Annotated in this window: 24 protein-coding genes and 2 CRISPR repeat arrays (1 of these 26 only partly in view); of the genes, 5 read left to right on the forward strand and 19 right to left on the reverse strand. The window is 47.2% G+C overall.

The window, feature by feature from the left end:
• Positions 1-89: direct repeats of the CRISPR family, unit length 37 nt; it begins 260 nt to the left of the window's first position.
• Positions 90-712: 623 nt separating this feature from the next.
• Positions 713-1,287: direct repeats of the CRISPR family, unit length 37 nt; unit sequence CTCAGAATAGACCTGATGATTACGATAGGATTGTGAC.
• 793 nt (positions 1,288-2,080) lie between these two features.
• The 3 genes from H6629_05665 (at position 2,081) to H6629_05675 (ending at position 3,503) form a co-directional block, all read left to right on the forward strand.
• Complete coding sequence (locus tag H6629_05665) at positions 2,081-2,758, forward strand: HNH endonuclease (GenBank protein ID MCB9067277.1); 678 nt, start codon at positions 2,081-2,083, stop codon at positions 2,756-2,758.
• 74 nt (positions 2,759-2,832) lie between these two features.
• The gene (locus H6629_05670; GenBank protein ID MCB9067278.1) at positions 2,833-3,099 is read left to right on the forward strand and encodes an AbrB/MazE/SpoVT family DNA-binding domain-containing protein; all 267 of its coding nucleotides are present in this window, start codon (positions 2,833-2,835) and stop codon (positions 3,097-3,099) included.
• Complete coding sequence (locus H6629_05675; protein MCB9067279.1) at positions 3,096-3,503, forward strand: PIN domain-containing protein; 408 nt, start codon at positions 3,096-3,098, stop codon at positions 3,501-3,503. Before H6629_05670 ends, H6629_05675 begins: the two co-directional genes overlap by 4 nt.
• Positions 3,504-4,185: 682 nt before the next feature.
• On the opposite strand, the gene H6629_05680 is transcribed toward H6629_05675, so the two are convergent.
• Positions 4,186-4,413, reverse strand: coding sequence for a helix-turn-helix transcriptional regulator (locus H6629_05680; protein MCB9067280.1), 228 nt, complete (start codon positions 4,411-4,413; stop codon positions 4,186-4,188).
• 1 nt (position 4,414) lies between these two features.
• Positions 4,415-4,834, reverse strand: a complete 420-nt coding sequence (locus H6629_05685; protein ID MCB9067281.1) for a hypothetical protein — start codon at positions 4,832-4,834, stop codon at positions 4,415-4,417.
• A gap of 278 nt (positions 4,835-5,112) precedes the next feature.
• On the opposite strand from H6629_05685, the gene H6629_05690 reads away from it, so the two are divergent.
• Both H6629_05690 and H6629_05695 read left to right on the forward strand, forming a co-directional pair.
• Positions 5,113-5,544: an acyl-CoA thioesterase gene (locus H6629_05690; protein ID MCB9067282.1), complete on the forward strand. Its 432-nt coding sequence runs from the start codon at positions 5,113-5,115 to the stop codon at positions 5,542-5,544.
• Positions 5,541-6,434, forward strand: a complete 894-nt coding sequence (locus H6629_05695) for a hypothetical protein (protein MCB9067283.1) — start codon at positions 5,541-5,543, stop codon at positions 6,432-6,434. Before H6629_05690 ends, H6629_05695 begins: the two co-directional genes overlap by 4 nt.
• A gap of 105 nt (positions 6,435-6,539) precedes the next feature.
• Here H6629_05695 and pal read toward each other — a convergent pair whose 3' ends face one another.
• The 17 genes from pal to H6629_05780 all read right to left on the reverse strand — a co-directional run bounded on the left by pal (position 6,540) and on the right by H6629_05780 (position 24,873).
• Positions 6,540-7,016 carry a peptidoglycan-associated lipoprotein Pal gene (gene pal / locus H6629_05700; GenBank protein MCB9067284.1) on the reverse strand — a complete coding sequence of 159 codons (477 nt, stop codon included), beginning with the start codon at positions 7,014-7,016 and terminating at the stop codon, positions 6,540-6,542.
• 269 nt (positions 7,017-7,285) lie between these two features.
• The gene (locus H6629_05705) at positions 7,286-8,599 is read right to left on the reverse strand and encodes a PD40 domain-containing protein (protein MCB9067285.1); all 1,314 of its coding nucleotides are present in this window, start codon (positions 8,597-8,599) and stop codon (positions 7,286-7,288) included.
• Positions 8,600-8,634: 35 nt separating this feature from the next.
• A complete protein-coding gene (locus H6629_05710) occupies positions 8,635-9,237 on the reverse strand; it encodes a TonB family protein (GenBank protein ID MCB9067286.1) in 603 nt (200 codons plus the stop codon).
• Positions 9,234-9,596, reverse strand: a complete 363-nt coding sequence (locus H6629_05715; GenBank protein MCB9067287.1) for a biopolymer transporter ExbD — start codon at positions 9,594-9,596, stop codon at positions 9,234-9,236. Before H6629_05715 ends, H6629_05710 begins: the two co-directional genes overlap by 4 nt.
• Positions 9,580-10,353, reverse strand: a complete 774-nt coding sequence (locus H6629_05720; GenBank protein MCB9067288.1) for a MotA/TolQ/ExbB proton channel family protein — start codon at positions 10,351-10,353, stop codon at positions 9,580-9,582. The genes H6629_05715 and H6629_05720 overlap by 17 nt, the downstream gene beginning before the upstream one ends.
• A 216-nt stretch (positions 10,354-10,569) precedes the next feature.
• The gene (locus H6629_05725; GenBank protein ID MCB9067289.1) at positions 10,570-11,250 is read right to left on the reverse strand and encodes a methyltransferase; all 681 of its coding nucleotides are present in this window, start codon (positions 11,248-11,250) and stop codon (positions 10,570-10,572) included.
• Positions 11,251-11,255: 5 nt separating this feature from the next.
• Positions 11,256-12,758: a radical SAM protein gene (locus H6629_05730; protein ID MCB9067290.1), complete on the reverse strand. Its 1,503-nt coding sequence runs from the start codon at positions 12,756-12,758 to the stop codon at positions 11,256-11,258.
• Positions 12,759-12,858: 100 nt separating this feature from the next.
• Complete coding sequence (locus H6629_05735; protein MCB9067291.1) at positions 12,859-14,091, reverse strand: polysaccharide biosynthesis C-terminal domain-containing protein; 1,233 nt, start codon at positions 14,089-14,091, stop codon at positions 12,859-12,861.
• Entirely contained in the window at positions 14,069-15,340 is a 1,272-nt protein-coding gene (locus tag H6629_05740; protein ID MCB9067292.1) for a DUF2029 domain-containing protein, read from the reverse strand. Before H6629_05740 ends, H6629_05735 begins: the two co-directional genes overlap by 23 nt.
• The gene (locus H6629_05745; GenBank protein MCB9067293.1) at positions 15,337-16,557 is read right to left on the reverse strand and encodes a glycosyltransferase family 9 protein; all 1,221 of its coding nucleotides are present in this window, start codon (positions 16,555-16,557) and stop codon (positions 15,337-15,339) included. Before H6629_05745 ends, H6629_05740 begins: the two co-directional genes overlap by 4 nt.
• Complete coding sequence (locus tag H6629_05750; protein ID MCB9067294.1) at positions 16,554-17,321, reverse strand: class I SAM-dependent methyltransferase; 768 nt, start codon at positions 17,319-17,321, stop codon at positions 16,554-16,556. The genes H6629_05745 and H6629_05750 overlap by 4 nt, the downstream gene beginning before the upstream one ends.
• A 103-nt stretch (positions 17,322-17,424) precedes the next feature.
• Positions 17,425-18,813, reverse strand: a complete 1,389-nt coding sequence (locus H6629_05755) for a B12-binding domain-containing radical SAM protein (GenBank protein ID MCB9067295.1) — start codon at positions 18,811-18,813, stop codon at positions 17,425-17,427.
• The gene (locus H6629_05760) at positions 18,810-20,237 is read right to left on the reverse strand and encodes a B12-binding domain-containing radical SAM protein (protein MCB9067296.1); all 1,428 of its coding nucleotides are present in this window, start codon (positions 20,235-20,237) and stop codon (positions 18,810-18,812) included. Before H6629_05760 ends, H6629_05755 begins: the two co-directional genes overlap by 4 nt.
• Complete coding sequence (locus H6629_05765; GenBank protein ID MCB9067297.1) at positions 20,234-21,103, reverse strand: hypothetical protein; 870 nt, start codon at positions 21,101-21,103, stop codon at positions 20,234-20,236. The genes H6629_05760 and H6629_05765 overlap by 4 nt, the downstream gene beginning before the upstream one ends.
• The gene (locus H6629_05770; GenBank protein ID MCB9067298.1) at positions 21,093-22,241 is read right to left on the reverse strand and encodes a glycosyltransferase family 4 protein; all 1,149 of its coding nucleotides are present in this window, start codon (positions 22,239-22,241) and stop codon (positions 21,093-21,095) included. The genes H6629_05765 and H6629_05770 overlap by 11 nt, the downstream gene beginning before the upstream one ends.
• Before the next feature lie 329 nt (positions 22,242-22,570).
• Positions 22,571-23,374 (reverse strand): carbohydrate kinase, encoded by an 804-nt coding sequence (locus H6629_05775; protein ID MCB9067299.1) that lies wholly within the window; start codon positions 23,372-23,374, stop codon positions 22,571-22,573.
• Positions 23,375-24,081: 707 nt separating this feature from the next.
• The gene (locus H6629_05780; protein MCB9067300.1) at positions 24,082-24,873 is read right to left on the reverse strand and encodes a hypothetical protein; all 792 of its coding nucleotides are present in this window, start codon (positions 24,871-24,873) and stop codon (positions 24,082-24,084) included.
• Positions 24,874-24,962: the final 89 nt, after the last annotated feature.

Here is a 24,962-nt window from a genome sequence, read left to right on the forward strand (position 1 = left end):
TTGTGACCTTTCTTCATCTTCAGTGTAGTCGATTTCGATACCCTTCGATTTGCTCAGAATAGACCTGATGATTACGATAGGATTCATGAGGCACTTCCGTATGCCTCACCCTTCGGGCTCGCACCTGCGGTGCAAGTGCAAATCCGCTATCCTGCGGATTTGTGTGGCTGATGGCTGATGGCTGATTTGACCTGATGATTACGATAGGATTGTGACTTAACTAACACCAGGACTTGCTCCGGATTGCTCAAAAGCCCCTCAGAATAGACCTGATGATTACGATAGGATTGTGACCAGTCCGATGACCGCTATGGTGACGCCTGCTAGTACGGCGTTCTCAGAATAGACCTGATGATTACGATAGGATTGTGACAAAACCATAATTCAGCGGCGGCTTTCCAACTTCCGGGGTCTCAGAATAGACCTGATGATTACGATAGGATTCATGAAGCGCATCCATGCCCCTCACCCTGCGGGCTCGCACCTGCGGTGCAAGTGCAAATCCGCTGTCCTGCGGATTTGTGTGGCTGAAAGCTAAATAGCTAACGGCTAAAAGCTGCCCCTCAGAATAGACCTGATGATTACGATAGGATTCATGAGGCACTTCCGTGTGCCTCACCCTTCGGCTCTCGCACCTGCGGTGCAAGTGCAAATCCGCTATCCTGCGGATTTGTGTGGCTAACAACCAATAGCTAACGGCTAAAAGCTGCCCCTCAGAATAGACCTGATGATTACGATAGGATTGTGACTAATCAACTGACTCATGGGTTTGGGCGTGAGAAGCTCATGTCTCAGAATAGACCTGATGATTACGATAGGATTGTGACATCCCTTCTATTATCGGGCACAGTGTTAATATATAAATCTCAGAATAGACCTGATGATTACGATAGGATTGTGACAGTCCGCCTTGGCTCGGCTTGCGCCTTGGCTTCCAGCGACTCAGAATAGACCTGATGATTACGATAGGATTGTGACACACCCAGATCAGCATGACTTCGTACACCCTTCCATCCTGGCTCAGAATAGACCTGATGATTACGATAGGATTGTGACTTACCACTGGGACGGAGCCCAAGTGGTTTTGTACAACTACTCAGAATAGACCTGATGATTACGATAGGATTGTGACGCAAGCCGGTCGATGAACCCTTCCGAGTATTGGCACGGGCGCTCAGAATAGACCTGATGATTACGATAGGATTGTGACTTGTCGAGAGCGTTGAGTTTTACTGTGTAGTGTTTCTCGTCTCAGAATAGACCTGATGATTACGATAGGATTCATGAGGCACTTCCGTGTGCCTCACCCTTCGGGCTCGCACCTGCGGTGCAAGTGCAAATCCGCTCTCCTGCGGATTTGTGTGGCTGAAAGCTTACTGCTGATTGCTGAATGCTATTTCGACCTGATGATTACGATAGGATTGTAACGCTCCAGTTTCAACCTGCACCTCTAAAGATGTCAGAAGCTCAGAATAGACCTGATGATTACGATAGGATTCATGAGGCGCATCCATGCACCTCACCCTGCGGGCTCGCACCTGCGGTTCAAGAGCAAATCCGCTCTCCTGTTGAAAACCCCTTTGAGGCGGGTTTGTGTGGCTGAAAGCTGATGACATACGATGTCCAAAATACCGATCAAACCGGGAGGATTTGACTAACGGGGATGAATATTTTTGGGGGTTATGTGTCCAAGGTGGGTGTTTTGGTGGGATTTGGAAATTTCTGTTGCAATCCATTTTCCCGTGGGTTATACTACTTGCGTCAAAACTCACGGCGGCGTCCCGCTCCGTTATGCGCTTTTTTTATGTACTGCGCTTACGAATGCTGGATGTTGGAATCCTATTTGTATTTAATTGGCCGAGTCTCCACTTCCGGCGACGGGGTGGGCGCTTCCGTGAGGCGTGACAAGACTCGGCTTATTTTGTTTATGTCAAACTGTCAAACTCACGGAGGCATCGCGTATGCTAAAATTATTTCTGTTGTTTCTGCTATTTATCCTTTCTTACACCAATCCACCGCAATCCTGTGAAATTCAGCGATCGGGCTTCGACGGTCATTCAACTTCGATTGGGGAGGTTGAATGAATTCGAGACAACATTTTTTCAGGTATATCAAAGACAACGAGATCAACCCAATGTTTTTCATGTGGATGGGGTTAAAATTTCAGGATTTTGAAATGCGTTTTAAGAACCCATCCGGAAAATACCTCTGTAAAACGACTATTCGTCATATGGCCAAACACGTGCTGAGGTTTGAATCATCGCAAGGTAGAATCAGCTTTCAGGAAGCTAAAGATAAAATCGGTAATCCTGATGACAATTTGAGCTGGGTCAAAAGCAATATACCGTTTGGGCTAACATTCACAGATGCTGACCGACTAGAGAATATTAAAGTCTATACCGTTAGTTTATCAAAATTGTTCACTGAATCCGAACGGTTCAAGCAATACCTGCAGGTGCGCAATAAGCTGTATGAAAACTTGAAAGACCTCGAAGAACAAAACAGTGCCTATCGGAAAAGGGTTTTTGACAGACGCAGCTTTCCGCCGAAATTGAAATACCTGATATTCGAACGGGATAATTTCACTTGCCAGATTTGTTTGCGAAGCAAAGAGAAGCTCATTGAAGCTGATCTTCATCTGGAAGCAGACCATATTATCGAGTGGGAAGATGGCGGAAAAACATGTTACAAAAACGGACAGGCTGTCTGCTCTGCCTGTAACAAGGCGAAACATGCCGCCAAAAAGGCAAGAATATAACTGTTTGCCACACACCTAATTCAGCCTTGTTTTTTGCCAAATTTCACAGTAAATTTGGCAAAAACGAGGATAATATGTTAACAGTCAGTTCTAAAATCGACCAGTTTGGCAGAGTGATTATTCCAAAGCAAATCAGAAAAGAAATGGACCTGAAACCGGGTGACGGTTTTGAAATCAGAATCGAGGGTATGACACTGGTGCTCGTTCCGTATGAAATGGATAAGAAAACGCAATCTGATTTGAAGGCATTCACGGACTTGCTGCGGCTTAACAGACGGCGTGAGAAGAAAGTGGATAAATCGATAGACCTTTCTGCCCTGGCTGATGAGGTTAATGCATGATTTATTTTGATACGGATGTGCTGGTGCATTCGGTCGTCCTCCAGACGAGAGCGGCGCAGTTGTTGGCAGTCGATACGATTCAATCCGCGATGGTTGAGGGGAAATATACGGTATCTCAGCTGGTGCTGCAGGAATTGGCTTTTGTGCTGGCCCGCATCGGTGTTGAGCCGGTTTTGATTCAGGAAAACCTGCGGTTTCACTCAAAATTCACGGAGTTCCGCATCAGCGACTCGATTTTTGACCGGGCTGTGGCGCTTGCGGGAAAGCTTGGCTTCCGTCACATCAATGACTGCCTGCATACCGCCATCGCCGAAACCTTTTGCGAAGAGCTGGTCACTTTCAATGCAAAAGATTTCAAAAAGATCAGCGCTATGACCACCCTGAAAATCACTATCCTTGCGTGAAGCGTCTTGCGATATTGATAACTTCCTGTATTCAATCGACATATATCCCAAAAAATCGATTATAAGCGACGATCTCCGCTTGAAACATGTTCCGCGTCGCCAGCATAGCCGATCTCTTGCGAGAGGGCTGTGCTGGCTCGTGCTGTAACGCCACACCCGTTCACCCGAGATGTGGTTTTAAGTCGTTTGGCAGGAAAGTAGCCCATAATAAACAGTCACTATTCAAAATGAAGTCCTGACTGTTTAGCTTCGTGTTGTTTTAATTGATCACGGCTTTTTAAAACGTATGTGGTGATGAGGAAAATAATGTCAACTTTTAAGAATGATCGTTTATTTTGGGGAAGCATAATTTCCTTATCAAAACAATCAACTTACAAATAACTTACAAACATTGACATGGACACCGGTGAACAACAGAAGCTAAGTATAGATAAATTAATAAGTTGCGTTTTGACTTTCTTGAATTTTCCAAGATATTGTTTTTATTGAACTTAGCTAAATTTTTGACGGACTGAAAATCCGTGTGTCCCCAGTTCAATTCTGGGAGACGCCACCACCCTAAACCTCGTAATTGCTAAAGTTACGAGGTTTTGTTTTTTTTGGTCCATTAGTGCGTATTTTGGGGAGTCATATTTACCGATAAATGCGATAGCGCCGGTGATGCGCATAAGGATAAAGCAACCTACTTCTGGTTTGCAACATACTGAAACACATCTTCCAACGGTTTGTTAAAGACTTGCGCAATTCGAAAAGCTACTTCTAGTGAGGGGGAATACTTGCCACCCTCGATAGCATTTACCGTTTGCCGTGTTACGCCAATCTGATCAGCCAATTCCTGCTGGGTCATATCGCCATGATGGAACCGAAGGGTTCGGATCTGATTGTGAATCCTGAATGTTGACTGGCTCACGCTATATTCCCTTCTGATAATAATAAATTTGAAAAACAAGCGTAACGACTTCGGAAATCAGGAGTGAAAACAACAGCAAATGCGCAATCCAGACTGTCTCATCAGATACTACCAAACCAGCGATTGCCGCCAGGACACCCACCCCCAAAATCCATGAGGCGTTGCTCTCTGCACGCCATTTGATGAGCTGATCCCGCTCATCACGACTTTCGGGTTTGTTGGCAATTGCAGCAACAACATGACCGGCGACCTGAATAACCACCAGCAAAATAACCGAAACAACAAATAGCGGAATGAACGCCGCAATCTGGGTTACTCCACTCAACATCATGTTCGTTGCAATAACAAAATACAAACCGAGAACTACCAACAGGCTTAACAGTTGGATCCATACGCTTTTTTCTTCAAATGTTGCATTCATAATATCTCCAAGTTTTATGACCAATATTTTTGACGTCGTGTAAAATATATTTGACACATTGATAAATGTCAAGTATTTTTTACATGACCTCCAAAAATGAAGTGATCGCGGATAGCCGCATCGATCAATTATAATGTGCAAAATCGTATCTTGCGCACGAGCGTTTCAACTATTATACTTTATCAAAATTGTATAATAGGCCCGGAAATCCGCACGGTTTCACAATGGAATTGCTGCAGAGATAAACACATGACCGCAAATCGAAAGAAAGGAAGTGAATGGAATTGCTCAATCTTGATGATTTTCCATTGAAAACTTTTGACAAAATTCGATATGCCGATACCGATCGGCAGGGACATGTCAACAACGCAACTTTTTCCACTTTTTTGGAAACCGGCCGGGTTGAAGTTTTGTACAATGCTGAATTCCCTGTTCTCTTTGCAAACTCAAGCTTTGTAATTGCTTCACTTAAACTGGCATTTTTAAAGGAAATAAAATGGCCTGGGCAGGTAGAAATCGGAACCGGGATATTGAAAACCGGCAACAGTTCGCTCCATCTTTATCAACAGCTTTTTCAAAATGGGTCATGCGTTGCCACTGCCGAAACCGTAATTGTTCAAGTTGATAACAATGGCGGACGGAGCACTCCGTTAACTGATACAGCAAAAGAAACGCTGGCAAAATGGTCACTAAATTTTAATTCATTATGAAAAAAATCGCACTATTTACAATCGTGGTATTCGCATTTTTTGTCCCCGATATTCTGGCACACCCAACCGGAAATTTGATCGTTGCCGGAGAACATGTGCTTTGGTCATATGTTAATCCCATCGATGACCCAAATCATCACGCATGCATTATGCTGTGGCAAAAAGGCTCCGAACCAAAGCCATTTATCACATCCGAATTTGAGGCGAGTGATTTCATGCTCTATAATCGTGCGGAAACCATATATATCATCGAAAGAAGATTCATCCAACGTTCACTGAAATTTGAGATAAGAATTCTGAAAACTGGCGTCGGAGAAAAACCGGAGCAACTGTGGGATTGGTTCGAGGATCGCTGGAGAATTGGCGAGGGCGGATTTTTTATGAATAATGACGATGAAATTGTATTTGGCTCATATCCCTCCATTTTCAAATTAAAGAAAGGGAGTGAACCAACCATTTATTTTGACATCGGCAAAGTGATCAAAAGCGTACGATTTATCTCGGAAAATGAATTGTTGCTATTAGGTGACGACAAATGTTGGCTAACCGACAACCGGGGCAAAATTATTCAGCAATGGGAAAATTTAACCCCGGATTCGGTTCAAAATGCACCCCTGAACAGAAACCAGATTTTTGATGCAGACTATCAAAATGGCGAATTGCTGTTAGCCTATTGGGGAAACCGGTCATTCGACCTGATCGATGTTGAGGGGAGAAGAAGCAGAATTGTTCAGCAGCAAGAGCCGTTGGCACCGCATTGGGTTGCTTTTTTTGGGGAAAAGAAATTGTTATTCTCATCAAAAATTGTATTCGACGGCAGCAATCCCAAACCACATTTTGAGATGTTTTTACCGGACAGCCATTTGGTAAATATTTGGACAAAACCATGAAATGTCGTTTTTCGGAATCCCTTTGGCCACCAACGAGCCAGCTGAAGGGATTTGCTCCGGTCAACTGGCTCAAGAAGTCGCTTTTCCCAAATAATTTTAACCCCGCTATTTGCGGATAACAAACTCCACGCGACGGTTTTGGGCATATGCGGCTTCGGTTTGCCGCGTATCGAGCGGGCGTTCCTTCCCATAGCTGACGGTTTGAATCCTGTTTCCGATAATGCCTCTGCTCAGCAAAAACGAGCGAACGGCATTGGCTCGCCGGTCGCCCAATGCAAGGTTATATTCAACCGTCCCGCGTTCGTCGCAGTGCCCCTCGAGCAAAATATCCACTTCGGGATATGCTTTAAGCACAACCAGATTGTCCTCCAACGCCCGATAAGTATCCCCCCGAAGTTCCGATTGATCATAATCAAAATAAACGGTGTTCAAACTTAGCGGAACTGTGGGTTTTTCCTGCGGCTTCGGTAAGGTTTGCGGCTGTGTTTCCACCGGTTTAGGAGTCGTGTTTTCAATCGGCTGCGGTTGCGATTCACCCAAATCCAGCGGCGGCAATTCTTTTTTCGTGCCGGAACATCCCATCGAAATGACCAGCAATAAAATTCCCGCAAATCGAATAAAATTTTTCGTTTTCTTTTGGATAGTAATCACAGATTCTATTTTACGTTGTTGCCACATGGTTGATCTCCCAGATATTTTAAAGGGTTGTAAATATTCTTTTTAACCAAACAGAAATTATGGATTCCGATGTACGAATTTAGAACATTTTTCCCGTTTCCCCTTTCCGCAAAATGATCCAAAAAATATTGATACAGTGGTGCAGTTGTGAGCGCATCGCTCAAAAAAGCGTGTTATTCACACGACAATTCGCTGCTGTTTCTGAAATTTGGCGACCAGGACGGGCTGCTGCAATTTCCGGAAAAAGTCAACCGCAACACCTGCGAACCATCCCAAAACATTGTGTAAATGTCGCGTTTCCCGGCGTTCCGGGTGGAACTGAAAGCCAGCTGAAACCCGTCCGGTGACCAGCAGGGATCTTCGTTGCTGCCCTGACTTACGGTTAATTGCAGCACCTCGCCGGTGCCCGGCAGATACACAAAAATATCGAAACCGCTATCGCTGCGGCTGACAAATGCAATCCTGTCGCCTTTTGGTGACCAAACCGGCGAATCGCAATACGCCAAATCAACCGGCAGCCGGCGCTGACTACTGCCATCCGCATTCATTATATAAATTTGCGGTTTTCCGGTTCGATCCGATGAAAAAACAATCTCGCGACCATCCGGAGACCAGTCCGGCGATGTATCGATACTTCCGTGATTCGTTAACCGGCGTAAATTTCTGCCGGAGGTGCTGACAACGTAAATCTCCGCATTGCCATCTTTAGTGGATACAAAGGCAATCTCCTTCCCGTCCGGCGAGATCGCCGGTGAGGTTTCCAGCCCCGGCGAACTGAAAAAGGCAAATTCCTTTTTGTCCGAAATGCCAACATCGAATAAATCCGGATTTTGATTTTTGTAAGACGTAAAAATTATCCGCTGTCCGTCAATTGTCCATTCCGGTGTCAGGTTCAGTTCGCGATTTTGCGTGACAAAAGATTTATTGTGCCCGTCGTAATCCACAACGCCAATTTCTTTGTAATGATAAACAGAAGTAACAAAGCAAATTCTGGTTTTCGCGATACCGTTTTCCCCGGTCAATTGAAATACCAGATCATCCACCAGCCAATGTGCCAACAAACGCACTGCACTTCGGCAACCCCGAAATTCGTTCCGGGCAACCGGACGATCTGTGCCAACTTCCATTATTGCGTATTCTGCAATTAGCTCTTCGCCGACTCCCTTTAATTGCGTTTCCAGATAAAATGTTGCAGCTTTGCCGGAACCGGCGGCATCATCGCTATTGCGATTGGCTGCGGTTAGCGGTTCGATAACATTTGAATACCACAAATCCGTTTGCAAAGTGCTCATAAATTCTTTTACAAATTTTTCATCCCCGACATTCACAGCGGTTGTTTGATGAATAATCAGCGGCATACGCTCGAACATTTTGCTCTCCGCGCGCAAATACACATTTTCCTGAGCAATAGCCGTTACTGATGCAGCGCAAGCCATCAGCAAACCGGTAACAAATCGAATCCATTTTAATTCAGCGGTATTTATCATTGGCATCCATTTATATGATTTTTTTAAACTTACAATTAATCTCTGGCAATAAATTCAAAATGCACGTTGAGTACTGGTTGGGAATATGCCGGCGGTAACGGGGGAAACGGTGCGGCACGCTCAACCGCCTGCATCGCCGAAAAATCAAATTCACGATCATCGCTGCTGATTTGCAAATTGAGCTTGCCGGAATTGCCATAACGGTCAATTTCAAAATTAACCACGCAGCGCATCCCGGCTGTCGGTTTTCGGGGTTTTTGCCATTCGCGCTCCACCCGGCTCTGGATCATCGCCAGATATTGCGGAAATGGAAAACTTTGGTCATCGGTGGAAACAGTGCTGCCTTCCGGTTGTGGCGCTTCGCTGCTTTCGGATGTTGCAGACGGTTTGCTCCGGGGCGGTTCCGTTTTTTGCGGTATTGTTTTTTTCGGTTGCGGCGGCTGCGGACGGGATTGCTGTTGGCGCGGTGTCCGGACAGATTGTTTTGCCAAATCCGGGCTGCTTTGAACCAGGGTTGCCGAAATTTTTTTCGGATAGCCCTGCAGCCGGGACGGTTTCCCGGCGAAAATGCTCCATCCACAAATCAAAAACAGCAGCAGTGAATGACCGATAACCGATAGCAATACAGCTTTTTTCATCGTTTATCCAGCGTATTTAGCACCAAACCGACATTCTCGAAACCGGCGCTGCGGATGGCATCCATCACTTCGATAATTCGCCCGTAGTTGGCGGCGGCATCGCCTTCCAGCAAAACCGGCGTATCCGAAGCTGTTGAAAATACGGCACTTAACCGACGGCTTAATTCTTCATCAGATATATTTTGATGATCAAAATACACCTGTCCGTATTGGTTAACCGCCACCGAAATTGCATTGGCAGGATGTTTTTCCCGGATTTCCGCCGAAGGCAAATCGAGCTTTACGCCACCCCGGATAAACGGCGCGGATATCATAAAAATTATCAGCAAAACCAGCGTAACATCAACTAACGATGTCACGTTTATTTCGGATAGCATGTTGGATTTTCGTTTTCTCATGGAACCACCGTTGACCAAAATATATGTTAATTTCGCCGCTGAGGTGATGCATTTCATCCTCAACAAGCTGCAACCGGTTATTCAGCCGGTTGTAACAAAACACCGCCGGAATCGCCACTGCCAGTCCGGCAATGGTTGTGATCAGCGCTTCAGCTATTCCCGGGGCAACCGTTGCCAGATCGGCGCTGCCTTTCATCCCGATGCTCAAAAATGCATCCATAACGCCCCAAACCGTGCCCAGTAATCCCAAAAACGGACTGATCGTAATCGTTGTGCCCAAAAAAGAAATACCGTTGGCGATCTGCCCAACTTCTTTTTCAACAGCGATATCGAGCCGTTGTTTCAGCTCATCGCGGAACATCGGATCCACTTCCCGAACCATCCGTTCGAGCGTATCCGGCTGCAATCCGCCCAAATAATCCGCCGATTTCCGTAACGCCGACACCGCTGATTTTAACGCCGTTTCACCCTGCTGAATCAACGGAATTGTTACTTTGTTTTGGGGAAAAACCATCGTTTGATTCGAAGCTTCCGCCGTATTGTTCGATGATTTTTTGTCTGCATTATTGCGCAAACTCCGGATGACAGCCCCCATTTGCGCCAGTTTTTGTAAAAAAATTGACCATGCAATCAATGAAAGCAAGAGGAGCGTTCCCAAAATGATTTTCGCAAAAATGCTGCTGTTAAGTATGAGTGAAATAATATGTTTATCAAACATTCATATATCCTTTTGTCATAATGGCAATTGCAAATGCGTTGGATTAAACTTGCAATTAGCCTACCAACAATTCCGATAGATGCAGAACAGCTAACTTATACTGTGCAAAAATATAAAGGTTGTGATATTTTTGGTCATTTTCGATGGATTCGATGCACCAATCAGCGAGAATCGATGCTACTTCCGGCAAACGCTTAACAAATATACTGCAAAAATTCAGCGGAGAGCGCCGGATTTCTCAATCCGGAAAATAGTGTTCGTCTCCCACCATACTTTTTTCCGAAAAACAGTGGTCATCGCCAGCCCGTTTTCGCGGGCGATCTGCTGAATTTCGGCGATGTCGCAAACATCCGAAAGGATCAACATCACGGTGGTTTCCGGCGAAATGAACGTGGGTAACTGTGCAAAAAACCGATGAAAATAATCATGATTTTTGCCGCAATACCATGCGAATTGCGCTTCATTTTGGGGATTTTTTGGAAAAAACGGCGGGTTTACAACGATAACATCGAACGGTTGGTGCGGCAGGTTTTCGAACAAATCGGAGTGGATAACGGCAATTTCTACGCTGTTTCGCAAAGCATTTTCTGCGATGTTTGCAAAGGCAATTTCGCTGATGTCTGTTGCTGTGACGATTGCGCCGCGTTTCGCGGCGAACAGCGATACCAGCCCGCTGCCTGCGCCGATCTCCAAAAATCGCTGTTCATCCAAATCCAGTTTTTTCAAATACTTGAGCAGCACTTTTGTGCTAAAAAAGAAGCCCGGATGAAACACGCCCGGTTTCACGCGAATGCGAATATCGCCGTAGCGATAGCCGCGCTCGCTGGCAGTGTAACGCAAAATCAGCGGACGAATCAACCGATCCGCAACCGGTTTGATGAATTTTCGGCTGAGCATTTTCGCTAAAATCCCTCGATTTCCGGCTGGCGATAGCGCAGCCAGCGGCTCTGCAAAAAGCGCAGTTCGTATGGCCAGCGGAACAGGTTCGTTTTGTATCGCAGCGCGGAAATCAGCCGCATGGTTTTGCGCTGGAACGCGCTCAGTTTGATGTCCGAAACCGTCGGGTGATAGGCGTTCAGCACCGTTTCAAAATTGCGGATTTTGTCGACCATTTCCGGTGTGAGCCAGGGCGTGAGCGGATTTTTGCGCAAATCAAAATTTTCCCATTCGGGGTTGAGCCAGTCGGTCAGTTTTTCAGTGAATTTGAAGCCGTTTTCTTTCGCCAGTTCGTATAGCTCGGAGCCCTCTGTCGGCACGGGACTGTACACATAAATGATGATTTCCGTTGCCGGATTGATCCGCTTGATTTCTTTGATAAATTCAATATCTTCATCGATTTGGCGCATCACTTTTTCCGGCGAATCGGCGGGCATGCCCAGGACAAATGAATACTCCGGGATGATGTCGAATTGCGCCATCCGCGCCGCAAAAGCCTTGATTTGTTCGCCGGACTGCGTGCCGCCTTTGTTCATTTGCTGCAGCACCGCATCGTTGCCGGTTTCCGCGCCGAAAAATATCATTTTGCAACCGGAGTCGCGCATCCGCCGCAGCGAATCGTCGCTGTATTTGTTGAGCGTATCGATGCGGGCTTCACCCCACCACACCATGTTTTCCGGCGCAATCAGATTCGCAAATTCAACCGTGCGTTTTTCCGACACAAAAAAATTGTTGTCGTGAAATTCGATGGCGTCCGCGCCGTAATTTTCTTTCAAAAATTTGACATCGCTGTAAATATTTTTGGCGGATTTTCCGCGCCAGCGGGCGTTGTAAATCGGCACTACCGCACAAAACGAGCAGGAAAACGGACAACCCATACTGGAGTGATACGCCAGCGTTTTTCGCCCCAGATATGTGCGCCCCAAATAGCCGTCGATCGAATACGCGCGATTCAGTTTTTCGTATGGCAACGGCGGCAGAGAATCCTGATCCAGCAACGCTTCCCGGGCATTTCGAATGATGTTTCCGTCACGTTTGAAAATGAGATTTTCGATGGCATCGAGCGGCTGATTTTCCGCCAAGGCAGTGAGTAATTTTGGAAATGCGATGTCCCCGGGACCGTCCACCACGTAATCCACAAAGCCGGAATTGAGCACAGATTTGTGCTGGTTGCTGGCAAAATAACCGCCCCAAATAATCACTATTTCCGGAAATTGTGTACGGATTTTTTGGGAAAAAGGAATCGCTTGTTTGAGCTGCATTGCGGGCATTGCCGTGCAGCCAAAATAGCGAAATTCGCCGGTTTGCAACAACGATTCAATGCGCTGCCACGGATCGTTTTCGCGATTGCCATCAACAAATTCGTACTCAAATTTCCCCTCGATTGCGGCGCCCAATTGCAAAATTGAGTTGGGAATCCGCACGTTGTGATGGGCTGCGCGAGGGTTAAAAAGTATCACTTTGTTCATTTTCAAACCGTTGGTTTTGGCGTTTTATTTAAAAGATTAACCGCTGAGGGCGCGGAGATAGCAGAGTTCCTTTGAAGGAATTTCTGCATTAAAGGATAAATTAATTCAAAAACGCTCTATTTTCTCTGTATCCTCCGTGTCCTCTGCGGTTAAATGAATCTTCGCTGCGGCGATACAAAATGAGAATCATCCATTGGCTGATGGCGCTGGAAAAAATCGCGCCTGTCAGCCCGAATTGCGGGATCAGCAGCATGTTGAGCAACAGGTTGCAGCCGATCCCGGCGATTGAAACCATCAGCACAATTCGCTCGCGCGACTCGCGGATAAGTTGATACGTTTCAATAAGATACAGCAAATGCGGCACCGCAAATAAATAGCCCAACAGATAAATGTCCCAACTGAAATTAAAGCCGTAAATTTGGCTCAGCGCAACAAAAATCGCGGCGATGCCAATCAGCAACAGTGGTGCGCCAAAAGTAAACAATCGATTTCGTAGTTTGTGCAGCGACGCGCGATTCATCCGGTAAATATTTTTGATGAACGGCGCGGTCAGGAAAAATCCGGCATTTTTCAGATAAATCAGGAACATGATCAGCACCTGGTATCGCCCGACCTCGCTTTTTGGCAAAAAATAATTGATGCACAACAGGTCAATTTTTATTTCCAGCAGCCCGACGAGCGTGAGCAGAAAAAACAATTGCGCATCGCGAAAAAATGCCGCATCAAATTTGCCGATCCAGTTGGCGAACGCTTGTTTGCGGAAATAAATGGCAATAGCAATCGCTTTCAGCCACGCCGGAATCGTGAAAATCAGCAACAGCACATCGAGTGTCAATCGATCGCGGAGCCAGACAATTTCAGCGAGCAAAACCACTGCCGCAATGACTTCGAGCGTCGCAGCGACCGTGAATCGTTTGTGAAACATCACCAGCGATTCGAATGACTGATGCACAAAAACCGCAACGCCCCACAGCGCAGCAAATGCGATTCCGTGCCAGCCAATTCCGGTAAAAATAAACAGCACAGGCACAATCAGAAGGAGCAACGGCAGTCGCGCAATCACCGATCGCTGCCAAAATTTGTCGATACTTCGCGGCGCGCGGCTGAACGATCGCAATAAAAATTCCTTGTTTCCCCAACCGATTACGCTGTTGACAATCGAGAAAACAACCGTCACATAAACGAATTCGCCCCACAGCGAAATTGAGCCAAAACGGATCACCAGCAGCGATGTCAGAATCCCGGTTATCGCCGGAAGCAACTGATTCACCGAGTGCCCGGCAACCAGTAAGCTGCGATTTAATAACGATTTAGCTCTCATCGCGCCGGTCATTGCGAATCGTCCAAATTGCTGCGCCAAACAGCACTGTCATCAGCCACAATCGCGGGAATGCCAGCAGAATTTCCCACCCCGAATATTTCCAACGGGTGAAAGGAATCAGCGTGACAAACCCGATGGCGGCGTAGCTGCCCAAAATCAAAAACCTCGCTGAAAATTGGGATTCGTCGCGTAAATGGCTGAGGAACAGCGCCACCGGAAACGCCAGCAGCAGAAAATGATAGGTTGCGGTTGCCGGGAGCAGCAACATCGCAGCGATGCCGATTATGGCGAGATCCAGCGCCAGCCGGCTCGGGTGATTTGTGCGGTGCAGCCGCCACATCGCAAATCCGGTCAATCCGGCAACTGCGGCAGTGACAATCAATTTACCGATGCGGTAGCCAGCCGCCCAATCAATCAGCGGCGCGGGATTCGATGCAACATCCGCCACAAAAACATGCCGGAAAAAGGTGTTCCACGATTGAAAGGCAATCGCGTACGGATCTTGCGAAGACAATCGTCCGTCCAGATGGGGCAGCAGCACTTCTGCAAAAAAGTATCGATACACATCGCTGCCAAAAACAATAATTTCGATTGCGGTAACGCCAAAAATTGCCAGCATCCCGGCGAACGGCGTTCGCCAATTGCGGTTAATTGCAAAGCCCGCCAGATACACTACCGGCACATATTTGACAGCTGCGCCGAGCCCGAGCAACCCTCCGGCGGCAGTCTGCCGCCGGAGGGTAACACACCGATAGCTCAGCAAAATGACAAATAGCAGTAGCAAATACAGTTGCCCAAACCGGAAATTGTTGATCAATCCGATGCCGCTGAGCAGCAAAAAATTTGCACTCGCAACCAGTTGCCAGCCAGTGATTTTTTGCAGCAGCCAAACATTTGCGCCGAGCAAAACGATGTTAACAACTGTCCAGATGCGTTTGGCAGTCAGTGGCGAAAACGGGGTCAGCGGGAGCATTACGAATGCAGTTGCCGGAGGAAATGGCGAAAATTTGCCCTGTTGCTCAATGCCGTTTTCCCGAATTTTCGCGTTGAACCAATCATCATCGTAAACGTTTTTAAAATCAGCACCTTCCGTCAGCAATCTGGCGGAAATATAATAGTTAGGAAAATCGGAATTGACGCTGTTCCATGCCGGAATCACACCAATTTTTATCGTAAACATCGACAGCAAAACCAGCAGAAAACATTGCAATTTTTGATCGTTAGCTGAAAAAAGCGGTATCATTTTTTTGAAATTGATCATGAATCGATGCGTTGTTTGGTGAGTGGTAATTCAGAAAATTCACGGAATGTTACGTTTGGTTGCACGGCAGCCAATCGCTCGACGACCGCCTGAAACACCGATTCCACCGAAATATTTTTCATGCAAACGACGCCTCTGCAGCAATCCACCACTTTTTCGTTATACACAGAAATACAGGGGCTGCACATTTCTCCAGCTGTAATCGCGATGTGATTGTCACCCCGCGGACCGTATAACACCGGCGTTTCCGGTCCGAACAAACCGACGGTCGGCACACCGGCGACGACGCCCAAATGCATCGGACCGGAGTCGTTGCTGACCAGCACCCGGGCATGGCTGAGCAATTCGGTCGTTTCGCGAATCGTGAATTTCCCGGCGGTTGACACCACACGATCGGAGATTTCGATACTTTTTTGCAACCCCATTACCCGTACAACATCTGCCTTTGCGCCGATGAGCACAATTTGCAAATCCGGAAACGTGTCGAGCAGTCGTTTACCGAGTTCGGCAAAGTATTCCGGCGGCCATAGCCGTTCGATCGCCAGATCGCTGGTGTTAGGATTAAACGCCACAAAATTGCTCAATCGCTGCGATTTGACAAAATCGTTAACATATTGTTTTTCCTCGATTTTTATTGGCAGTTTGAGCAGTCGTTCATCGTAAATTTTCATGTTCAGCGCGTCCAGCGAACGCAGATAAATGCGGGTCATGTGGGTCGATTCAATATAGGGAATCGTGATGTCGAAAACGTTTTTTCCGCTGCCAGCCGGCGCGTATCCGATGGTCATGCTCCGCAAATTTGCGGCAGTGAGCAGGGCGGTAAATCGCGAACCGATCTCAAAATCGAATACCACATCGAACTGCTGCCGCCACATCCAGACAACAAGTTTCAGGAACGATCGCAGCGCCCGAAGCCAGCCTGACATATCGAAATATACCGCGCCATCGATGTGCGGGCTGCCTTCGTACATATCGCGATTTTGCCGCAGGGTCATGAAGTAAATTTCGCAATCCGGCAGGTTGCGTTTCAGGTTCGCGAATACCGGACTCGCCAGCACAATCGTGCCAAGCCCCCACATTTTGATAATCAAAATTTTGCGAATGCGCTCGTTCGGGACGTTTTTTTTCCCGCGAAAACGCCGCAACAAGCCCACAATGCCGCACAGCGGTTTGCCGATTTTCCGGTCAATCCGGCGAGCGGTGTCAAACGCGATCATCGGATGCGTCCCTTTCGCAGCAGGTAACAAACGTGATCGCCGCCGAATGCGTCGGGGATTCTTTCAGCAATTGCCCGGTCAACCGGCAGCAACATTTTGGCAATCGATCGCGCAAAAACGGATTGTTGGTACTGATCCGGCGTTGGCAAAACCGCGCAGAGATTTATTTTTTTGATCAATTCGAAATGTCGCAGAAATGTGTTTTTGGCAAAATAGCGCACCGTCATTCCGTTCGCCAAATTCAGTTTTTTCAAAATGATACGTCGATAAACTGTTCGCAATCGCAGCGAAAGAAAATCACCCAAAGCCGAGAACAGATGAAACGGCGGCATTGCCACAATTGCCAGAACGCCGTCCGGTTTCAGCAGGTGTTGCAGTTTTTCAAACGCCGCATCGGTATCCGCCATTGCGTTAATGACGCCGAAATTCAGCACGATCACATCGTAGGTTTTGCCAGTCCAAAAATCCAGCAAATCGCAATGCGAAACGGTTGCCGACAGACCGAGTTGAGCGGCATTTTGTCGCGCCAATTCCACCATTTTTTCGGAAATATCCATCGCATCAATCATCAGATTTTTTGAGCGATAAAACCCAAAATCCGAACCGGGACCGCAGCCGACATCCAACACCGCTGTTCCGGGTTGCAAATACGGGGCAATTTCCACCTGCACCCGTTCGCGTTGGTAAATACCAATCTGATTGCGATTGAATTTGTCCGCATAACCCGTTGCGTAGCTGTCAAATGTTTTGGCGACAACTGTCATAAGCTATTGTTTATTAATAATATAAAAAATGGTTTCTTGAGATTCCTGCATGCGCAGGAATGACATTCTTTTGGGTACGCCAGACCGCGAATAATGACATTTATTACGTTTTGAGATGCGCCAACCGGCGAATCCGGAAATCCATGTAAACCGAACGGAGCGCGTGATACACCCGTTTCGGCAGTTCCTGTGGCGACGATTTGAGCTGTCGTCGCCGGTATTCGCTGGCTAATTTTTTGACGGCACACTGATAGAGCGGCGCGGTAAATCGTCCGCGAATATCCAGTTCCCGCTGCAAATGCGTTTCCCAACCGTTTTGATATTTCACCTGCGATTTCACCTCATCGAACAGCGCGGTGCCGCGCAACGGATAGGCGACGGTGGTCAGATAAATATCCGGCTGTTGGTCGCGCACAAATTCGATGGTTTCGTACATATCTTCGATCGCTTCGCCGGGATATCCGAACATCACAAAATAGCCCGCCTGCAATCCGTTTTGCTGGCACCAGCGCGTCGCGTCGGCGATTTCCGCTTTGGTGACGCCGCGCGACATCGCATCGAGAATTTTCTGGCTGCCGGATTCCGCGCCAAACCAGACCCGGTAACAGCCCAAATCTTTCAACAAGATTGCAATTTCTTCATCAAATTTGTCCGCCCGGGCGATGCACTCGAACGGCAGGTGAATGCCCGCGTCCCGCATCAATCCGGTGAATTTTTTCAGCCAATGTTTGTTCACGGTGAACACGTCATCCGCAAACCACAGGTGAGTCGGGCGATAGCGTTTGACCAGCGATTGAATTTCCGCAACCACATTTTCCGGTCGCCGCCGACGATGGGTGTGCCCGTAAACCGAGTGACTGCACCATTTGCAGGTGAATGCGCAGCCGCGCGCGGTGATCAGCGAAATCGAGCGCTGCCCGTGATATTTTTCCCACGTGCCAAGATATTTTTCGAGATCGATGGCATCACGATCGGGCAGCGGGAAATCGTCGAGCCGGAGGCGGCTGGCTTGCCGGGGATTTTGGATCACCTGCCCGTTCGCGGTTTTGTAGCTCACGTTGGGAATATCGCCGAGATCGGTCGGAGCGTGCGTTTCCAGCCGTTTCAGCACCGCGAGCAGCGGAATTTCGCCCTCACCGGAAACGATGATATCCGCGCCGTAATTCAAAAATTCCGCTACCTGGGTAGCGGCGTCCGGTCCGCCCAAAATGGAAATGATGCCGCGTAATTGACAATGTTGGATCAGCCGCATCACCGTAAATTTGGTGAGCAAATTGCAGTGGATGCCCAGCACCGCCGGACGCTGTTCGTCGATGTGGCGAACCAGTTCATCGTACGTGGAAAACGTGGTATCGTAAACCGATACATCTATTTGATTTTCTTTGAGATACGCGGACAAATACAACAATCCCAACGGCGGATACGGCTTCATAATTTGCTGCTCGTGCGCATCTTCCGCCAAAAAATAGGTGTGGGTCAACAGCACTTTCATAGATACGCTTTCATGATGCGTTTGTATTTGAGCATGCCCGGAATGTGCCGGATTTGCGCGGCGACGCGTTTGATGCGTTTGGTCAGCGGTTGTGAGCGCAGCAGCGACACGAACCCGAAATAATGGTGGGTGTAGCTGTGCAACGCCCGGTAAAATTCCGGGTGATAGGTGCCGCGATACATCATTGCCAGATCGCCGCTGTCGCGCCAGTTTTTTTTCTGCCCCATTTGCGCCGCCACGGTTTCGTAAAACGGCGTGCCCTTCAGCGGATACGACACGGAAATGCCGATGTGATCCGGCAGGCATTCGCGCACCAGCGCCAGCGTTTGGCGGATGTCCGAAAAATCTTCGCCGAGATAGCCGTATTGCAGAAAAAATCCCACCTGAACGCCATGTTTTTTGAGCAGGCGGCTGGCTGTTTTGATCGATTCAATGTTTTCATCCTTGTCCATCGCGTCGAGAATGCGCTGCGAGCCGGACTCCACGCCGAGCCACACTTCCGCGCAGCCGGAGCGGGCGAGTTCCGCCGCCATCGTTTCGGTGATCAGGTCCGCGCGATTCTGGCATTTGTAAGGAATGCGCACGTTGAGCGCAGCCATTTCGTCGGCAAATTCGCTGATCCAGCCGGGTTTGAGGGCAAAAATATCGTCGGTCACCCAAATCTGGTCGGCGTGCAGTTCGAGGGCAACGAATGCAAATTCCGCCGCAGCGCGTCGCGGCGAAATGGCTTTGTAGGTTCTGCCATACAGCGGTTTTGCGCACCAGTTGCAGCGAAACGGGCAGCCGTGCGAAGTGGACACGTTCAGCGAAAAATATCCGTGCGCCGATCGCCACATCGCTCGATATGGCGTGAGATCGATTTTTGCCCATGCGGGCATCGGCGCAAATTCCATCGGTAAATTGGTTTTGGTTTGCGGCTGGTGAACCACTTGCAAATCATCCAAAAACGAGATGCCCGGCAACTCGCGATATGCCGCCGGATTCGGATTTTCACGGTAGTTGAGCAGCAAATCGACCACTGTTTTTTCCGCGTTGCGGTGGACAATCACGTCAAATCCGGCGTTGAGATACGCTTCCGCCTGATCCGAAGCATCCGAGCCATGCGCGATAAACAGCCCGGTTTTCGGCGACTCCGCCAGCGCTGCAAAAATGGCGTCGCGCATGTTTTCGAGACACATTTTGGTCAAAAAGTTGAAATCGTCATCGTATAAAATGAACACGTCCGGTTGACATTCGCGAATCGCAGCGACCAGTCCGGCGGGATTTTCATCGAACATCACATCGTAAAATTCAGCGTCCAATCCCAATTCCTGTTTCAGCCAGGCAATCAGCGTAATCGACGCCAACGGCGGATACGGCTTGCGATTTTTCGCCTCCTTCGCATCCAAATGTAGGAAAAATGAATGGCTCACCAGAATTTTCATGCGGACACTTCCATCGCCAATTTGCGGTAAATTTCCGCGTAAATGTCATCATAAATATCGTGATGATCGATGCGGTTGAGTTTGGCAACGCCCTCGCCCAAAACAATGGATTTGCCGAACGCTGCCGGATATTTTTTCTGCAATCGCGCCGCGTATTTTCGGTAAATCAGCCGGTTCAATTTGGTGAGAATTGCAAAGCCGTTGCCACGTTTTTTGGGGCGGCTTTCGCCGTTTTCCAGCCGGTAAAACCCGTTTTGGAACAGCGACGGCGCAGCGTTCGGCAAATAATCAAACATCCAGCGATTGTTCGCGATGATCGTTTCGCCCATTTCGCAGCCAACCAGCGGAACCATATGCATGATCTGAACCGCCGTAAAATAATCATGCGTGTGGAATTGCAAATTCGTTTCGTCCACCAGATAATTGATGCATAAAATATCGCGTTTGTTGAGCAGTTTGCAGAGCACCACCAGCGCCACATAACAGAGCCACAGCCGGTTTTTCCGGGTGATGATGAACAGATCGACATCATCTTCGCGCTGGCAGGATTCGAAGGCGTTGGCGCCGGTGAGCGCCATAAATTTCACAAACGGCATTTTGGAAATCAGGCTCAAATATCGGCGATTGTTGCGGAACAGGTTGCGGCTCCATTGCCGTTTTTGGCGATATGCGTTCAACAATTCGCGGGTGAACAGGGCATTTTCCTGTTCAACAACCGCACCATCCTGTTGCAATTCGCCAAGAATAGTGTCGAATTTCCGCCGCTCGATAGGCACGCGCAGATAGCGAAACACCTGATCTGCACTGTATGCGCTCTCAAAATGATGCGCCAGATTGATCGTTGCCAAAATTTCCTTATGATACAAAGCTGTTTTCCCTTGTTGAAATGGTTTGGTGAATGAGCGGCATCACGGTTTCGGCGGCGCGCTGCCAAGTGAGATGGCTGATTTGCCGGGCAGATATTTTCTCCGCAAAACCGGATCGGATTGCCAAATCGATGATTGTTTTCCACGATTCAACATCATAATTATCAATCACATATGGGTGATCGCCGAAAATTTCCGCAACCGTATTATTTTTGAACAGAAACACCGGACAACCGCTGCTGATTGCCTCAAAAGGCGTGAAGCCGAATCCCTCGTACGCAGACGCGTTGATAAAAAAATCGCAGTGACGATAGCACTCCACCAGTTTTTCGTTGCTGATCCAGTTGGTTACCGTAATCTCATTTTTGAATGGCGATTGCGCCACACAATTCATCACACGGCGGAAATCGTTTGCCGGCTGACCGACCAGCATCAGTTGGTGCGGTAATCGCAATTCCCGCTTCAAATGTTCGAACAGCCGGATAATGAAGGGAATATTTTTGCGTATTTCAAAAGTGTTCACCGCCAGAATAAATGGTGCTTGCGGTTTTCCGTTGGCGATCGGTGCAGCACCATTTGCAACGCTATTAAAATGATCCGTTCCCGGATACCCCACCGAAATCTTCTGCGCCAATTCCGGAAATTCACCGCAAATCGCCGCTGCCGTAGATTTGGAAACCGCTACCAATTGATCGGCGCGATTCAAAACATTGCGCATTCGCATGCCAAAATAAAATCTTTTAACTAGCGGATAATATTGAGGATAGCGCAAAAACCCCATATCGTGAACGGTGTTGATGATTTTGTACTGTTCATCCCGCGGCGGACAGAGATAGTGGGTCGCATAAAACAAACAAATATTTTCACGCAACAACAATTGTTTGAGCCGGAATTCGTAAAACGCCAGTTTTTCGACCTGGTTGCGTAGCGGAACTGTCAAAATTTTGTCGCCAAAAGAGAGGTGCGGTTCAAACAACGGGGCATGTTGGGGCTTGCAAATCACCGCAACCGGATGCGCCCGCGACGCAGCGAGAATGCCGGTTGTCAAATAATAGATGTAAAATGCGGCACCGGAAAATTTTTCCGGCAGCGCCAAACAATCGATGCCTATAAATTTGTTATCAGAAAATTTCGCCAATGGTTTGCCTTGAAAAACATGTTTTTTTGTTTGGTCTATCTATCAAATTACAACAGTAAATGATCAATTTGGCGACGGTGAAGAAAATGTAAGAAGTGCAAATGTGGGAAACAAGTGCTTATCTGGCAGTTCATTCGGAAGCATTAAAAATGTGCAGAATATGCATCAAAAACTATTGTTTTTATTCGAAATAGCAAACTTTGCACTATGGGATTTTGAAGTTTTTTTATCCGGTTGACCGAATTTTATTTTTCAGCTTTGTTGAAGCATGCGTACCGTTTCAACATCGATTTTGGCGGTTGCGCCGTCCTGCGTTGCGATATATGCGCCTACCGCTCCGGCAAAGGATAAAATTTCTTCATTGCTGCGATCAGCCAAAATTCCGCTGAGCAATGCAGCCAAAAAGAATCGCCGGCACCGATGGTGTCTTTCACTTCCACCCGGAATCCAGGATGGCGAACCCACTCGCCGTTGTGCAGCAGCGCACTGCCATCAGCACCGCAGGTGACGCAAACGGTTTGGCAATCGAATGTTTGGGCAACAGCTATCATCCCCCCTTTCAGGCTCGCCGGTAACCCGAACCATTTGGTCAGCGTTTGCAATTCAGCTTCGTTCATTTTTACAATCTGAGAATCCTCCAACGATTTCTGGACAATCGACTGGTCATCAAACGGCGGGCGCAAATTGACATCAAATACATTCAGTTTGCTGCGGTGTCGCAGTTGTTCAACCGTTTCCCGGGATTGCGGATGACGCTGCGCCAAACTTCCGAAAACCAGCACATCGCAGTTCTGCGCCGCAGCATCCAAAGCATTATCCAGATCGATAAAATCCCATGCTGCCGGTTGCTCAATGGTGTAAACAGGGTTTTCTTTTTGAGTGAGATCCACATTTACAATGCCAGTGGGATGTGTGCTGTCAATCTGGATTAATTCACAGGAAATATCTTTAGCTGCAATACGGTTTCGCACCTGTTTGCCCAGTTCATCGGCGCCAATCCGGCTGGCAAATGCAACGTTTTGATCCAACTGTTGCAAATGACAGGCAACATTAAAGGGCGCTCCGCCCAAAAACAAACCGTGAGGCAAAGCATCCCACAAAATCTCTCCAAAACAGAGTATATTTCTTTTCATTGTATCACGTTTTCAGTTTTTTATTTCTATTACACCCGTAAAATCGGACATTATTTCATTCTTTTTTTGCGAAATAATGAACTTCTGAGAATTTCTTATTAAATTGTCATTATTAAATGAATATATCTACTACTGCTAATCTTTTATTATGTTGGATTTTGGAATTTTCGAGCCGTTTAAATAGATTAAAAGTGTTGTAAATTTATATAAACCTAACATAAACAGATACCGGAAGTAAAAACAACAAATCTCTTCTAATTAATACGATGACGGAAATTGCACCTAAAATTCTCCAATATGTTCACTGAAAAGCCCCTTTTGCAACAAATTGTTGTTTTTTTCTTAAAAACATTATCTAACGATATACAGGTTTTTATTTTTCTTCCGAAGATTGTTATATTCTGATATTCTAAAATTATATGATTTGAATACTTTGATAATCCACCACACATTCCCATTATTTTCTTGGGATCACGATCATACAAAGAGGTCTTTATGCCAGCAAAAAAACAAACAACCGAATCAACGAGTAAGAAATTATTGGCTCCGCGCGAAGTTGCATCCTGCCGGAAAATTGCATCAGAAACCGAAGGTATCGCCCGCCAACGCGCCGAAACACTGCTGTCCATTCATGAAGGGCTTACCCGCACTCAAGCATCCGAAAAACACGGATTAACATTAAACCAAATCCAGCATTTGATTACGTCTTACCGCAGCAAAGGTATGGCATTGTTTACGGATGGGCGCGCTGCGAAAACTACAAAAACCGCAAAACCGGCTGCCGCAAAAGCAACAAAAACTGCCGCTGCTGCCAAGCCAGCAAAACCGGCCGCTGCAAAAACAACGAAAGCTGCAACACCACCAAAAACAGCAAAAACATCCAAAGCTACAGGCTCCGGAACTGGTGCGAAAGCAACAAAAACGGCGGCGAAAACTGCTGCTGCAAAAACTACAGCAACGGCAAAAACGACATCTGCTGCGAAAGCGACTGCTGCAAAAACCCGTCCGGCGCCAAAAAGAACGACCGCACCAAAAACCACTATTGTAAACAAAAAGCCACCGAAACAACGGTTACCGTAGTTGTTGAATCCAAACCAAAAACGCCTGCACAGGATGAACCGGCAGAGGTTAAAACAGCCGTTGTCGAAGTGACGCCAACAGAAATTGTGGTTGCAAAAGAAGAGAAATCCAAAAAAGATAAGAAGAAGAAAAAGGATAAAAAGAAGAAGTCCGACACAAAGAAAAAGGACAAGAAAAAAGATAAAGAGAAGAAGAAAAAAAGGGACAAAAAGAAGTCCAAAGATAAAAAAGAAGAAATCTAAAAAATAGAGTAACACATCGATTGTAAACATCCTGTGTAACCGTATGAAATTTAACAGCACTGGATTTTTCTGAATTGCATAAACGGGCTGTTTTTTGAAAGCAGTCCGTTTTGTTTTTTGTGTATGATTATAGATTACCACCCGGATACACTCAACATTTGCTGCGGTTTTTCCCACACCATTTCCCCGGATTAAGCAACAATTGCGATTACTTTTCGTTATGAAAATCATTGTTGAATAGTTGCCGATTAAACAACAGCTTAAAA

The sequence above is a fragment of the Calditrichia bacterium genome (assembly GCA_020634975.1).
GTDB lineage: Bacteria > Calditrichota > Calditrichia > RBG-13-44-9 > J075 > JACKAQ01.